This is a genomic window from Cellulomonas denverensis, assembly GCF_012396125.1.
In the GTDB taxonomy this organism is placed as follows: Bacteria; Actinomycetota; Actinomycetes; order Actinomycetales; family Cellulomonadaceae; genus Cellulomonas; species Cellulomonas denverensis.
Window position 1 is genome coordinate 1 of the sequence record NZ_JAAXOX010000002.1, and the last position, 13,420, is coordinate 13,420.

Genomic DNA, 13,420 nt, shown 5'->3' on the forward strand with positions numbered 1-13,420 from the left:
CGCGGCCCGGTGGTCCGGGGGCCCGGTGGTCCGGGGGCCCGCGACCCGGGGGCTCAGCCCTCCGTGGCCCGGTGGCCCGGTGGTCCGAGGGCCCCGCGGCCCCGCGGCCCGGTGGTCCGGGGGCCCGGTGGTCCGGGGGCCCGCGACCCGGGGGCTCAGCCCTCCGTGGCCCGGCGCTCGGCGGCCGCGGACTCGACGTCCGTGGCCAGCGTGCCGAGGTAGAGCTCGATCACCTTCGGGTCGTGCATCAGCTCGCGCCCGGGGCCGGAGTAGGCGTTGGCGCCCTGGTCGAGGACGTAGGCCCGGTCGCAGATCTGCAGGCAGCGGCGGGCGTTCTGCTCGACGATCACCACCGAGACGCCGGCCTTGTTGATCCGCCGGGTGCGCAGGAAGGTCTCGTCCTGGCGCACGGGGGACAGTCCGGCGCTGGGCTCGTCCAGCAGCAGGACCTGGGGATCCATCATCAGCGCCCGGGCCATCGCGACCATCTGCCGCTCACCGCCGGACAGCGACCCGGCGCGTTGGCGTCGTCGTTCGCCGAGCACCGGGAACAGGTCGACGATGAACTCGAACCGCTCGGCGAACCGCTTCGGCGACTGGAACAGCCCCATCTCCAGGTTCTCCTGGATGGACAGCGACGGGAACACGTTGTTGGTCTGCGGCACGAAGCCGACACCCCGGCGGACCAGCGAGTCGGCGCGGTGGTTGGTGATGTCCTCCCCGGCGAGCACCACGCTGCCGGACCGGATGGTGACCAGGCCGAACAGTGCCTTGAGCAGCGTCGACTTGCCGGCACCGTTCGGGCCGATGATCCCGACCAGCTCGCCGGGGTGCACGACCAGGTTGCACTCGTTGAGGATGTTCACGCCGGGCAGGTACCCGGCGACCAGGTCGGTGGCGGCCAGCAGGGGTTCGCCCTCGGGCGCGCCGCGGTGCACGAGCTCGGTCATCACAGGCCCTCCAGCAGTGCGTCGTCGCCCAGGTCGGTGTCGTGGTGGGCGCCCAGGTAGGCGTCGATCACCGCCTGGTCGGCCATCACGTCCTCGGGTGGGCCCTCGGCGACGATCCGGCCCTCGGCCATCACCACCACCCAGTCGGAGATGTGCCGGACCATGTGCATGTCGTGCTCGACGAACAGCACCGTGGTGCCCTCCTCGCGCAGTGCCTGGATGTGGCCGAGCAGCGACTGGGTCAGTGCCGGGTTCACCCCGGCCATCGGCTCGTCCAGCATCACCATGGTCGGCCGGCTCATCAGTGCCCGGGCCATCTCCAGCAGCTTGCGCTGTCCGCCGGACAGCGACCCGGCGTAGTCGTCGCGCTTGGTCTCCAGCTTGAACCGGACCAGCAGTTCCTCGGCCTGCTCGGTGATCTCCCGCTCCCGGGCCCGCCACAGCGGGGGGACCAGCGCGGTGAACAGGTTCTCCCCGGGCTGCTGCCGCGCGCCGAGCCGCATGTTCTCGATCACGGTCATCCGGCTGAGCGCCTTGGTGAGCTGGAACGTCCGCACCATGCCCGAGCGCGCGACCCGGGCGGCGGACACCCCGGACAGTGACGTCCCGTCGAAGGACCAGGTGCCGGTCGAGGGCCGGTCGAAGCCGGTGAGCAGGTTGAACAGGGTGGTCTTGCCGGCACCGTTGGGTCCGATCAGTGCGGTGATCGCGCCGCGCTGGACCTCCAGGTGCCCGACGTCGACGGCGGTCATCCCACCGAAGTGCCGGGTGACCGAGTCGGCCACCACGATCGCGTCGGGTTTCGGCACCCCGGGGGTGTGCTCGACGAAGGCGAGATCGGCGGTGACCCGGTCCCGCCCGTTGGTGGTGGTCGCGAAGGGCACGGGCCGGTCAGCGGACATCGATCGCCAACTCCTTCTTGTCGCCGAGGATCCCTTGTGGCCGGAAGATCACCAGCAGCATCAGCGTCACGCCGACGATCACCCAGCCGAACTGCTCGATCTGCTCGGTGCGCATCACGGACTCGGGCACCCCGGCGCGCATCACCGACTTGATCAGCATCAGCGACACCCAGAAGATGATCGATCCGAGCACCGGCCCGAACACGGTGGCCGCCCCGCCGAGCAGCAGGATCGTCCAGACGAAGAACGTCATCGGCCGGCCCATCGAGTCGGGCTGCACGGCGCGGGGGAGCACGTACACGATCCCGGCCAGCGCGCCGATCACCCCGCCGAGCACCAGCGCCTGCATCTTGTACGAGTAGACGTTCTTGCCCAGCGACCGCACCGCGTCCTCGTCCTCCCGGATGCCCTTGAGCACCCGGCCCCAGGGCGAGCGGATCAGCAGCCAGACCAGCAGGCAGGCCAGGCCGACCAGCGCCCAGCCGACGATCCGGACCCACCACGAGTTCGACGAGTTCAGCGAGTACTCGAACGGCCCGATCGCCAGGTTGCCGTCCGGGAACGGCGAGGCGGCGGTGAAGGTGTGTTTGTAGCTGTTGCCGCGCAGCCCGGAGGACGCCCCGGTCAGGTCGGTGAGTGCGGTGGACCGGCCGACCAGCCGGACGATCTCCGCGGCGGCGATGGTGACGATCGCCAGGTAGTCGCCGCGCAGCTTGAGGGTCGGGATGCCGAGCAGCAGCCCGAACAGCGCCGCCGCGGCCAGCGCGACCAGCACCGCGGCCCACAGCGGCCAGCCGGCGATGGTCGAGATCGCGAAGCCGTAGGCGCCGATCAGCATGAAGCCGGCCTGGCCCATGTTGAGCAGCCCGGTCAGCCCGAAGTGCACGTTCAGCCCGATCGCGGCCAGGGCGTAGGCGGCGGTGGTCGGGGCGAAGATCTCGCCCGCGGTGTTCACCAGGATGCGTGTCCAGTCCATCGTCGGGCTCCTAACCGATCCGCTCGGCGCGGCCGAGGATGCCCTGCGGCCGCAGCAGCAGGACGAGGATGAGGATGAGCAGCGCGCCGGCGTAGCGCATGTCGCTCGGGATCACCAGGTTCGACAGTTCGACGACCAGCCCGATCACGATCGAGCCGACCAGGGCGCCGAAGGCCTGGCCCAGCCCGCCGAGGGTCACCGCCGCGAACATCAGCAGCAGCAGCGCCCCGCCCATGTTCCAGTTGGTCGCGTTCAGGTACAGGCCCATCAGGACGCCGCCGAGGGCCGCCAGCGCCCCGCCGAGCACCCAGACCAGCCGGATGATCCGGTTCACCGTGATGCCGGAGGCGGCGGCCAGCGCCGGGTTGTCCGACACCGCGCGGGTGGCCCGGCCGATCCGGGTGCCGAGCAGGAAGTACGCCACCGCCCCGAGCACCAGCACCGCGAGCAGCAGGGACACCAGGGAGGTCAGCGTCATCCGGACCGGCCCGAGGGTGAGCATGGTCGGGTTGGTGGTGACGATCCGCAGCTGCCCGCCGCCCAGGAAGAACTGGAAGGTGTACTGCAGCGCCATCGACAGCCCGATGGTGACGATCATCTGCTGGGTGGTGCCGACCCGGCGGCGGCGCAGCGGGGCCCAGAGCCCGGCGTCCTGCAACCAGCCCGAGGCGGCGCCGAGCAACACCGCGATCACCCCGGAGGCCAGCAGCGGCAGGTGCAGCAGCTGGCAGCCGACGTAGGCCAGGATCGCGCCCAGCGTGACCTGCTCGCCGTGGGCGAAGTTGCTCAGCCCGGTGGTGCCGTAGATCAGGGACAGCCCGACCGAGGCGAGGGCGAGCAGCAGGCCGAAGACCAGCCCGTTGGTCGCCTGCTGCGCCAGCCGGCTGCCGGAGAACGACGGGGTGGACGACTCCTCGGTGTCGTCCGGTGCTGCGGAGGCCGACGGTTCGGGCGAGGCGGTTGCCGGCTCACCGAGGGCGAACAGCGCGCCGGCCGAGGACCCGAGCGCCACGGTCACGGTGCGCGGGTTGCCGTCCGGGTCCCGGAGCTGTTCACCGGCCGGCAGGGTGGTCACGTCCAGGGTCACCGTGTACTGGCCCGGCTCGGTCACCGCGACGGACCACTTACCGTCCGGGCCGGTGGTGGCCTGCTGGGTGCCGCCCGGGCCGGCGACCTCCAGCACCACCCCGGCGGCCGGTTGCCGGTCGGCGGTGGTCAGCGTGCCGTTGACGCAGCCGGTGGCCGGGTCGGTCACGCAGCCGGCGGTGGCCGCGCGGGCGGTGCCGGGGGTCAGCAGGAGCAGGGCCACCAGGGTGAGGGCGAACAGCGACAGCGTGGCGAGGATGCGGTTCCGGGTCGCGGCTGGGCGCACCTGGTCCTCCGTCCGGTCGGGTCGGCCACGGTGGGCCTGTGAACCCGGCAGACGCTAGGGACGGTGTGTGTCCATGGCGTTTCCGTCGTGTTGAGGGCGATGAGTTTCTGGTCATGCCCGCGTTGACTCGTAGTGCACCCGGTTGAGTCCACTCAGGTGACTAGGCAGGGGGCCCCGACGTTTGTCATGATGCCGGGGCACCACGCGGGGGGATCCGTGGTGGACCCGGCCTGCCCCTGCTGCGCCGGTGTCCGCCCGCCGCATCGAGGAGGTCGTGGAACCGTGCGCTCTGCCGCCGTCGTTCGCCCCGCCCGTCCACAGGACGTGGACCAGGTGATCGACCTCTGTCTCGCCGCCCGCGCCGAGAACCTGCTCGGATCCCAGCTGTGCACCGACGACCCGGAACGGCTCCGGCACCAGGTCGGTGCGCTGGTCGCCGAACCGGGTGCGGTCGCCCTGGTCGGGGAGCTCGACGACCAGGTGCATGGCCTGATCCTGGCCCGGGTCACCGGCCCCAGTGTGTTCACCGACGAGGTGTCGGTGGCGATCGAGGCGGTGTACGTCGCGGAGACCGCGCGCCGCCGCGGGATCGGGCACGCACTGCTGGCCGGGATCGCCGAGCGGGCGGAGGAGGTCGGCGCGGTGGAGGTGTACGCGGTGCCGCTGCCGGGCGCCCGCGGGGTGCTGCGCTTCCTGTCCCGGCTCGGCTTCGCCCCGGCGGCCGCGCACCGGGTGGTCAGCGTGGAGACCCTGCAGCGCCGGCTCAGCGGTGAGCAGACCGGCCCGCGCACCCGGGGGATCGACGACCTGGTCGCCCGCCGCCGGGCCGCCCGGGCCGGCCGCGCGGAGTATCAGCTCTCCGGGCTGGCCTCGATCAGCATGCAGGTCAGCCGGGCGGTGCAGACCCGGCGGCCGCGCGGGTCCTCGACCACCACCTCGTAGGTCGCCAGCGACCGGCCGCGGTGCACGGCGGTGGCGGTGCCGATCACCTCGCCGTCGGTCGCCGACCGGTGGTGGGTGGCGCTCAGTTCGATCCCGACCGCACGGCGGCCGTACTGCTCGGCGTGCACATTGGCCGCGTAGGACCCGAGCGTCTCCGCCAGCGCGGCGCTCGCCCCACCGTGCAGCAGGCCGAAGGGCTGGGTGTTCCCGGCCACCGGCATCCGCCCGACCGTGCGGTCGGCGCCGACCTCGTCCAGCGTCATGCCCATCCGGGTCATCAGCGTGTGGTCGGGGAACGCGGGGGCGGGGGGCGTGGTGGGTGCGCTGTCAGCCATGGCGGATAGGTTGTCACCCGTGACTGCTGCGACGCGACCACGACTCCTGCTGGTGGACGGCCACTCGATGGCCTACCGCGCCTTCTTCGCCCTCCCGGTGGAGAACTTCGCCACCGTGACCGGACAGCCGACCAACGCGGTCTTCGGCTTCGCGTCCATGCTGGCGAACCTGCTGCGCGACGAGGAGCCCACCCACGTCGCGGTGGCCTTCGACCTGGGGCGGGTCACGTTCCGCACCGAGCGCTACCCCGAGTACAAGGCCACCCGGGACGCTTCTCCGGAGCCGTTCCGCGGCCAGGTCGACGTGATCCGGACCCTGCTGGACGCGATGCACATCCCGGTGCTGACCAAGCCCGACTACGAGGCCGACGACATCCTGGCCACGCTGTCCCGGCAGGGCGCGAACGCCGGGATGCAGGTGCTGGTCTGCACCGGCGACCGCGACGCGCTGCAGGTGGTCACCGAGGACGTCACCGTGCTCTACCCGGTGCGCGGCGTCTCCGAGCTGGCCCGGATGACCCCGGAGGCGGTGGAGGCCAAGTACGGCGTGCCGCCCGCGCGCTACCCGGACATCGCCGCCCTGGTCGGGGAGTCCTCGGACAACCTGCCGGGCGTGCCGGGGGTCGGCCCGAAGACCGCCGCGAAGTGGGTCACCGCCTACGACGGCCTGGACGGGGTGGTCGCGCACGCCGGTGACATCAAGGGCAAGGCGGGGGAGTCGCTGCGGGCGAACCTGGACCAGGTGGTGCTGAACCGGGAGCTGAACCGCCTGGTCGACGACCTGGAACTGCCGCTCGGCCCGGAGGACCTGATCCGCCGGCCCTGGGACCGGCCCGCCGTGCTGGAGCTGCTGGAGGAGCTGGAGTTCCGCGGTCAGCTGCGCGAGCGGCTGCTGGCGGTGGCCCCGGGCGACGACGGCGGACCGGCCGGGCCGGTGGACGAGCCGCTCGGCAGCGCGGGACCGGAGCTGGTCACCCCGGCCGACGGTGGCCTGGCGCAGTGGCTGGCCACACATGCCGGGCAGCGCACCGGTGTCGACGTCCAGGGCTCGCACGCCCCGGCCGGCGGCGACGCCTGGGGGATCGCGCTGTCCGCGGGCGGCGAGGCGGTGGCCTACGACCTGCTGCGGATCGACCCGGCGGACGAGTCGGCGCTCACCGCGTGGCTGGCGGACGAGGCCCAGCCGAAGGTGGTGCACGCCGCCAAGGAGGCCTGGCACGCGCTGATCTCGCGCGGCATGACGCTGTCCGGCGTGGTCTTCGACACCGAGCTCGGCGCGTACCTGTGCCAGCCGGAACGGCGCGGCTACGACCTGGCCGACTTGGCGATGGCCTACCTGCACCGCGAGCTGACCCCGGCGGAGAAGGACGAGCCGCAGGGCGCCCTGGACCTGGGCCTGGACGGCAACCAGGAGCACGAGCGCGGGGCGATCCGGGCCGCGGCGGTGCTCGACCTGGCCGAGGTGCTGCAGCGCGAGCTCGACGACCGCGGGGCCACCCACCTGCTTGCCGACGTCGAGCTGCCGCTGGAGCGGGTGCTGGCCGGGATGGAGCACGTCGGCATCGCGGTGGACACCGGCTACCTCGGCGAGCTGGAGCAGCAGTACGACGCGGTGGTCCAGCGCGCGGCCGGTGAGGCCTACGACGCGATCGGCCGTGAGGTGAACCTCGGTTCGCCCAAGCAGCTGCAGGAGGTCCTGTTCGAGCAGCTGGACATGCCGAAGACCAAGAAGACCAAGACCGGATACACCACCGACGCCGCTGCACTGGCCGACCTGTTCACCAAGACCCAGCACCCGTTCCTGGCCGCCCTGCTGGCGCACCGGGACGCGATCAAGCTGCGCCAGACGGTCGAGGGCCTGCTCCGCTCGGTCGCCCCGGACGGCCGGATCCACACCACCTTCCAGCAGACCATCGCCGCCACCGGCCGGTTGTCCTCCACCGACCCGAACCTGCAGAACATCCCGATCCGCACCGAGGCCGGCCGCCAGATCCGGCGGGCCTTCGTGGTCGGCGAGGGCTACGAGACGCTGCTCACCGCGGACTACTCGCAGATCGAGATGCGGATCATGGCGCACCTGTCCGGCGACGAGGGACTGATCGAGGCGTTCCGCGGCGGCGAGGACCTGCACAGCTACGTCGGCTCGCGGGTGTTCGGCGTCCCCACCGACCAGGTCACCAGCGCCCAGCGGTCCAAGATCAAGGCGATGAGCTATGGGCTGGCCTACGGGCTGTCGTCCTTCGGGCTGTCCCAGCAGCTCAACATCGCCGTCGGCGAGGCGGCGGCGTTGATGGAGGACTACTTCCACCGGTTCGGCGGCGTGCGCGACTACCTGGGCACCGTGGCGCAGGAGGCCCGTGGGGTCGGTTACACCGCCACCATCCTGGGCCGGCGCCGCTACCTGCCCGACCTGACCAGCGACAACCGGATCCGCCGCGAGTCCGCCGAGCGGATGGCGCTGAACGCCCCGATCCAGGGGTCGGCCGCCGACATCATCAAGCTCGCCATGCTCGGCGTGCAGCGTGAGCTCACCGAGCAGAAGCTGGCCAGCCGGATGCTGCTCCAGGTGCACGACGAGCTGGTGCTGGAGGTCGCCCCCGGCGAGCGGGACGCGGTCGAGGCGCTGGTCCGGGAACAGATGGGCAGCGCCTACCAGCTCGACGTGCCGTTGGACGTCTCGGTCGGCGTGGGGGACAGCTGGCACAGCGCCGGTCACTAGCCGGTCCCTAGCTGGTCACTAGCTGGTCACTAGGGGGAGTGCCGTCGGGCCCTGGCCCAGCTTGACACCGTCGTCGAGCCGGGCGGACCGTGTCCGGTATGCCCGTCGTCGCCCGCGCGTCCCGTCGTCGCCGCTGCGGCGTCGCCCTGACTGTCGGCGCGGCGGGGGTGCTGGCCGTGGCAGCGGCGCTCCCGGCATCGGCTGCCGTCGGTGACCTGGAGCTGGACTACGCGTTCACCGGCGCGGCCGAGGTGGTCGAAGTCCCGGCGGGCTACTGCTCCCTGAGCATCACCGCCGTGGGTGCGAGCGGCGGCGACGGTGTCGACCCGGACGTCAGCACCGGGGGACTGGGCGCCGTGGTCACCGCCACCGTCACCGTGGCCGAGGGTGACGTGCTCGGCATCGACGTCGGTGGGCAGGGCAGCCCGGCGAACGGCGACGGGGCCGGTGGCTACGGCGGCGGGGGCGATGCGGGCGCGTACGACCCCGGCGATCCCGACTCCCGAGGGAACGCGGCCGGTGCCGGTGGCGGCCGCACCACCGTCACCCTCAACGGTGCCGAGCTGGTGATCGCAGGCGGTGGCGGCGGGGCGGCCTTCTCCTTCTTCGACGACCCGGCCTCCGGTGGCGACGCGGGTCTGACCGGCGATCCGGGCGAGACCAGCCCGCTCTACGACGGCCTCTTTCCCGGCGGGGCCGGCGGGCTGTCCGGTGGTCAGGGCGGGCTCGGTGGTGTCAATGCCCCGGTGGTCACCGACCCCGGGCCGAACGGCGAGGACGGCGGCGACGCACAGGGCTCCGTGGGGGGTGCCGGCGGCGACACCACGGGTGACCCGCACGGCGGCTCCGGTGGTGGCGGCGGCGCGGGTGCGGTCGGCGGTGGCGGCGGAGCCGCCGCACCCCGAGAGGCGAATGGCGGCGGTGGGGGCGGTGGCGGTTCCAGCCTGACGCCCGCCGGTGGTGCGGTCAGCGTGGCGCAGGCCCCCGGCGACGGCTCGGCGCAGCTGGTGTTCGTCGCCGGTGGGTGCCCGACCCAGACCCCGACCCCGCCGGTGCCGGCCGACCCCGGTACGCCGGTGGTCCCTCAGGCCCCGGCAGCACCCGTCGCAGCGCCGGAGTCCACCGCCGGCGGCGCCCGCCTGGCAGACAGTGGCAGCAACTCCCGCCGCGGGCTGGCCCTCGCTCTGCTCATGCTCGGGACGGGCGGGTTGCTCGCGTTCGGCGCCCGGCGCGAACCGCGGGACCGGACCCGGTAGCGCCACCCTGCCCGCGGGTGCTCTGCCGGTCACCCCGGTTCCGCGCCGCACCCCCCACCGTGAGCGCCGCCCAGCGGTTCCCGCGGGTTACCCGGGCCGGTGCGCCACCAGGATCGCCGTGCCGGGAATCCGCTCGCCGCGGATCCGGCTCCAGCCGCCCCAGGTGCGGTCGTGCCCGGCCGGCCACTCGGGTTCCACCAGCCGGTCCAGCACGAAGCCCGCGCCGACCAGCTCGGCCACGTGGTCACCGAGCGTGCGGTGGTACTCGGCGTAGAGCACCCGGCCGGCCGCGTCCAGCTCGACGTACGGTCGCCGGTCGAAGTAGGACCGGTCGGCGGTCAGCCCACGCTCGGAGGGGTCGTCCGGGAAGGCCCACCGGATCGGGTGCGTCACCGAGCACACCCACACCCCGCCGGGCCGCAGCACCCGGAACGCCTCGGCGTGCACCCGGTCGGCATCCGGCACGAACGGGATCGCCCCGTAGGCGGTGAACACGGCGTCGAAGCTGCCGTCCGGGAACGGCAGCGCCCGGGCATCGGCCTGCACCAGCGGCACCACGTCGCCCGCACGCCCCGCGTCGATCCGGGCCGCGGCGGCCAGCATCGCCCCGGACACGTCCGTCGCCACGACCTGCGCCCCCCGCCCGGCCAGCCAGCGCGAGCACTGCGCGGCCCCCGAGCCGACCTCCAGCACCCGCCGCCCGCGCACCTCGCCGAGCAGCCGGGCGTCCGCCTCGCGCAGCCCCTCCGGGCACCAGCAGAAGTCGTCGTCGCCCAGGAACCCGCCGTGTTCGTCCAGGTAGTCGGCCGCGTTCGCGTCCCACCACAGCCGCCCGGCACCGGTGGCGGCGGAGTCGGGCACGTCGCGGTACCCGGCGTCGGCCATCGGTCCGGGCTGGTCGGGCGCAGAGGGATTCACCCGCCCGACGGTAGATCACGGCGCGCCGCGGGACCTCCGACTCAGCGCGTCCCGGGCCCCTGCGGATAGCCTGGTCATGCCCGCGCGCCGCAGCACGGGCATCCTCCCCCTGATGATGAAGGAGACTTCAGCGTGCGAGTCGGACTGCTCACCGGTGGCGGCGACGTCCCGGGCCTGAACGCCGCGATCCGTGCCGTGGTCAAGCGTGGGGAGGGCGAGTACGGCCACTCCATCATCGGGTTCCGGAACGGCTGGCGCGGCGTGGTCGACGGCGACATCTTCCCGCTGTCCCGCAACCACATCCGCAACGTGCTGCCGGTGGGCGGCACCCTGCTGGGCACGGCCCGGTTCCACCCGCACTCCTCGGACGGCGGCATCGACGCGGTGCTGTCCACCCTGGAGGCGGAGCGGATCGAGGCGCTGATCTGCATCGGTGGCGACGGCACGCTGCACGCGGCGTCCAAGGTCGCCGAGGCCGGCGTCAAGATCGTCGCGATCCCGAAGACGATCGACAACGACGTGTGGGGCACCGACCGCTCGATCGGCTTCGACACCGCGGTCGAGATCGCGACCGAGGCGATCGACCGGGTGCACACCACCGCCGAGTCGCACAACCGCGTGATGATCGTCGAGGTGATGGGCCGGTCCGCGGGCTGGATCGCGGTGACCGCCGGGATCGCCGGTGGCGCGGAGTTGGTACTGGCGCCGGAGGAGCCCTTCGACATCGACAAGGTGGTCAAGTTCCTCAAGCACCGCCACCGGGCGCACGCGAACTTCTCGATCGTGGTGGTCGCCGAGGGTGCGATCCCGGCCGAGGGCACCTCGATGTCCTACGAGGCGCCGGTGGGCAAGTTCGGTGAGATCGTGGCCGGTGCGATCGGCGAGCGGGTCAAGTACGAGATCGAGCAGCGCACCGGATTCGACACCCGGGTCACCGTGTTGGGTCACGTCCAGCGCGGTGGGTCCCCGGTGCCGGCCGACCGGATTCTCGGCAGCCGGTTCGGCGTGGCCGCCATCGACGCGATCAGCCGCGGCGAGACCAACGTGATGACCGCACTGCGCGGGGAGGACATCGCCCTGATCCCGCTCAGTGAGATCGCCGGCAAGGTCAAGCACGTGCCGACGGGTCTGCTGGATGTGGCCCGGGCCCTGGCCTGAGCGAACACGCCGTCAGCACACCCCGGACCCGCGGAGCACCGACCCGCGGGGCCGGGGTGTCCTGCTGTCCGCCGATCGCTTTGACCCCTTGTCAAACCGGCCGGTAGGATGGTCGACGGTGTCGCGTGCCCGCGCGGGTGAAACCGCACGGGGCCGCCCGCCGGCTCGACCAGTTGTACACCCGGTCACCGCCCTGGGGCGGGATGTCCGGTTTCCTGTCCGCACAACGTCTCTGTCCGCATCGGAGCCCACCCCTACATGAGCATCTCCACCCCCGCCAAGTCCGGCACGCCGCAGGTCGCGGTCAACGACATCGGCTCCGCCGAGGACTTCCTCGCCGCCGTCGACGCCACGATCAAGTACTTCAACGATGGCGACATCGTCGAGGGCACGATCGTCAAGGTCGACCGGGACGAGGTCCTGCTGGACATCGGCTACAAGACCGAGGGCGTCATCCCGTCCCGGGAGCTGTCGATCAAGCACGACGTCGACCCCGGTGAGGTCGTCCAGGTCGGCGACGAGGTCGAGGCCCTGGTCCTCCAGAAGGAGGACAAGGAGGGTCGCCTGATCCTGTCCAAGAAGCGCGCCCAGTACGAGCGCGCCTGGGGCACGATCGAGAAGATCAAGGAGGAGGACGGCGTCGTCACCGGCACCGTCATCGAGGTCGTCAAGGGCGGCCTCATCCTCGACATCGGCCTGCGCGGCTTCCTGCCCGCCTCGCTGGTGGAGATGCGTCGTGTCCGCGACCTCGCGCCCTACGTGGGCAAGGAGATCGAGGCCAAGATCATCGAGCTGGACAAGAACCGCAACAACGTGGTCCTGTCCCGCCGCGCCTGGCTCGAGCAGACCCAGTCCGAGGTCCGCTCCACCTTCCTGCAGACCCTGCAGAAGGGCCAGGTCCGCCCCGGTGTGGTCTCCTCCATCGTCAACTTCGGTGCCTTCGTGGACCTGGGTGGCGTCGACGGTCTGGTGCACGTCTCCGAGCTGTCCTGGAAGCACATCGACCACCCCTCCGAGGTCGTCGAGGTCGGCCAGGAGGTCACCGTCGAGGTGCTGGACGTCGACTTCGACCGCGAGCGGGTCTCGCTGTCGCTGAAGGCGACCCAGGAGGACCCGTGGCAGGCCTTCGCCCGGACCCACGCCATCGGCCAGGTCGTCCCGGGCAAGGTCACCAAGCTGGTGCCGTTCGGTGCGTTCGTGCGCGTCGAGGACGGCATCGAGGGCCTGGTGCACATCTCCGAGCTGGCCGTCCGCCACGTGGAGGTCCCGGAGCAGGTCGTGCAGGTCGGCGACGACGTGTTCGTCAAGGTCATCGACATCGACCTGGACCGCCGCCGGATCTCGCTGTCGCTGAAGCAGGCGAACGAGGGCTTCGACCCGACCTCCGAGGACTTCGACCCGGCGCTGTACGGCATGGCGGCCGAGTACGACGACGAGGGGAACTACAAGTACCCCGAGGGCTTCGACCCGACCACCAACGAGTGGCTCGAGGGCTTCGACGCGCAGCGTGAGGCCTGGGAGGCGCAGTACGCCGAGGCGCACGCTCGCTGGGAGGCCCACCGCAAGCAGGTCCTGGACGCGACCAAGGCTGACGCCGAGGCCGCCGCGGGTGAGGTGGCCGGCTCGTCCTCGAGCTCGTCCGCTTCCACCTCGTCCAGCTCCTACTCCTCGGCCCCGGCCCAGGAGGCCACCGGCACCCTCGCCTCCGACGAGGCGCTGGCGGCTCTCCGGGAGAAGCTGACCGGCAACTGACCGGAACGCACATCACGGTCCGAGGGGCCGGTCACCTGCGGGTGACCGGCCCCTCGGCCGTTCTCCGGACCACGGCGACCCGCTGTCCGACCTGCATGAGAAGATCCTGAGCCGTTCCCCGCTGCCGCAGAGAGGTCCGT

General features: G+C 72.2%; 11 protein-coding genes. 5 read left to right on the forward strand and 6 right to left on the reverse strand.

From position 1 onward, the window contains the following. Positions 1-155: 155 nt before the first annotated feature. From HGA03_RS03815 to HGA03_RS03830, 4 genes are read right to left on the reverse strand one after another with little or no spacing between them, the layout of a single operon-like run. The gene (locus HGA03_RS03815) at positions 156-950 is read right to left on the reverse strand and encodes an ABC transporter ATP-binding protein (RefSeq protein WP_168628929.1); all 795 of its coding nucleotides are present in this window, start codon (positions 948-950) and stop codon (positions 156-158) included. Next, positions 950-1,852, reverse strand: a complete 903-nt coding sequence (locus tag HGA03_RS03820; RefSeq protein ID WP_168628930.1) for an ABC transporter ATP-binding protein — start codon at positions 1,850-1,852, stop codon at positions 950-952. The genes HGA03_RS03815 and HGA03_RS03820 overlap by 1 nt, the downstream gene beginning before the upstream one ends. Next, the gene (locus HGA03_RS03825) at positions 1,842-2,828 is read right to left on the reverse strand and encodes a branched-chain amino acid ABC transporter permease (protein WP_168628931.1); all 987 of its coding nucleotides are present in this window, start codon (positions 2,826-2,828) and stop codon (positions 1,842-1,844) included. The genes HGA03_RS03820 and HGA03_RS03825 overlap by 11 nt, the downstream gene beginning before the upstream one ends. 10 nt (positions 2,829-2,838) lie before the next feature. Next, positions 2,839-4,200, reverse strand: a complete 1,362-nt coding sequence (locus HGA03_RS03830) for a branched-chain amino acid ABC transporter permease (RefSeq protein ID WP_168628932.1) — start codon at positions 4,198-4,200, stop codon at positions 2,839-2,841. 333 nt (positions 4,201-4,533) lie between these two features. Here HGA03_RS03830 and HGA03_RS03835 point away from each other — a divergent pair, with 333 nt between their 5' ends. After that, on the forward strand, positions 4,534-5,142 hold the full coding sequence (locus tag HGA03_RS03835) for a GNAT family N-acetyltransferase (RefSeq protein WP_239073455.1): 609 nt from the start codon (positions 4,534-4,536) through the stop codon (positions 5,140-5,142). On the opposite strand, the gene HGA03_RS03840 is transcribed toward HGA03_RS03835, so the two are convergent. After that, a complete protein-coding gene (locus HGA03_RS03840) occupies positions 5,052-5,477 on the reverse strand; it encodes a PaaI family thioesterase (RefSeq protein WP_168628934.1) in 426 nt (141 codons plus the stop codon). The genes HGA03_RS03835 and HGA03_RS03840 overlap by 91 nt on opposite strands. On the opposite strand from HGA03_RS03840, the gene polA reads away from it, so the two are divergent. Next, positions 5,476-8,196, forward strand: coding sequence for a DNA polymerase I (gene polA / locus HGA03_RS03845; RefSeq protein ID WP_168628935.1), 2,721 nt, complete (start codon positions 5,476-5,478; stop codon positions 8,194-8,196). The genes HGA03_RS03840 and polA overlap by 2 nt on opposite strands. Positions 8,197-8,294: 98 nt before the next feature. Continuing rightward, positions 8,295-9,452 (forward strand): glycine-rich protein, encoded by a 1,158-nt coding sequence (locus HGA03_RS03850; RefSeq protein ID WP_168628936.1) that lies wholly within the window; start codon positions 8,295-8,297, stop codon positions 9,450-9,452. 87 nt (positions 9,453-9,539) lie between these two features. Here HGA03_RS03850 and HGA03_RS03855 read toward each other — a convergent pair whose 3' ends face one another. Continuing rightward, positions 9,540-10,337 carry a class I SAM-dependent methyltransferase gene (locus HGA03_RS03855; RefSeq protein WP_168629470.1) on the reverse strand — a complete coding sequence of 266 codons (798 nt, stop codon included), beginning with the start codon at positions 10,335-10,337 and terminating at the stop codon, positions 9,540-9,542. A 165-nt stretch (positions 10,338-10,502) separates the two neighbouring features. Between HGA03_RS03855 and HGA03_RS03860 the strand changes: the two genes are divergently transcribed. Further along, positions 10,503-11,528 carry a 6-phosphofructokinase gene (locus HGA03_RS03860; protein ID WP_168628937.1) on the forward strand — a complete coding sequence of 342 codons (1,026 nt, stop codon included), beginning with the start codon at positions 10,503-10,505 and terminating at the stop codon, positions 11,526-11,528. Positions 11,529-11,786: 258 nt separating this feature from the next. Then, the gene (gene rpsA / locus HGA03_RS03865; protein WP_168628938.1) at positions 11,787-13,280 is read left to right on the forward strand and encodes a 30S ribosomal protein S1; all 1,494 of its coding nucleotides are present in this window, start codon (positions 11,787-11,789) and stop codon (positions 13,278-13,280) included. Positions 13,281-13,420: the final 140 nt, after the last annotated feature.

Excerpts from the sequence above, each read along its gene's own strand:
- polA (WP_168628935.1), top strand. The coding sequence starts at position 5,476 with ATGGCGGATAGGTTGTCACCCGTGACTGCTGCGACGCGACCACGACTC.
- rpsA (WP_168628938.1), top strand. The coding sequence starts at position 11,787 with ATGAGCATCTCCACCCCCGCCAAGTCCGGCACGCCGCAGGTCGCGGTC.
- HGA03_RS03825 (WP_168628931.1), bottom strand. The coding sequence starts at position 2,828 with ATGGACTGGACACGCATCCTGGTGAACACCGCGGGCGAGATCTTCGCC.
- HGA03_RS03855 (WP_168629470.1), bottom strand. The coding sequence starts at position 10,337 with ATGGCCGACGCCGGGTACCGCGACGTGCCCGACTCCGCCGCCACCGGT.
- HGA03_RS03850 (WP_168628936.1), top strand. The coding sequence starts at position 8,295 with ATGCCCGTCGTCGCCCGCGCGTCCCGTCGTCGCCGCTGCGGCGTCGCC.
- HGA03_RS03840 (WP_168628934.1), bottom strand. The coding sequence starts at position 5,477 with ATGGCTGACAGCGCACCCACCACGCCCCCCGCCCCCGCGTTCCCCGAC.
- HGA03_RS03820 (WP_168628930.1), bottom strand. The coding sequence starts at position 1,852 with ATGTCCGCTGACCGGCCCGTGCCCTTCGCGACCACCACCAACGGGCGG.
- HGA03_RS03815 (WP_168628929.1), bottom strand. The coding sequence starts at position 950 with ATGACCGAGCTCGTGCACCGCGGCGCGCCCGAGGGCGAACCCCTGCTG.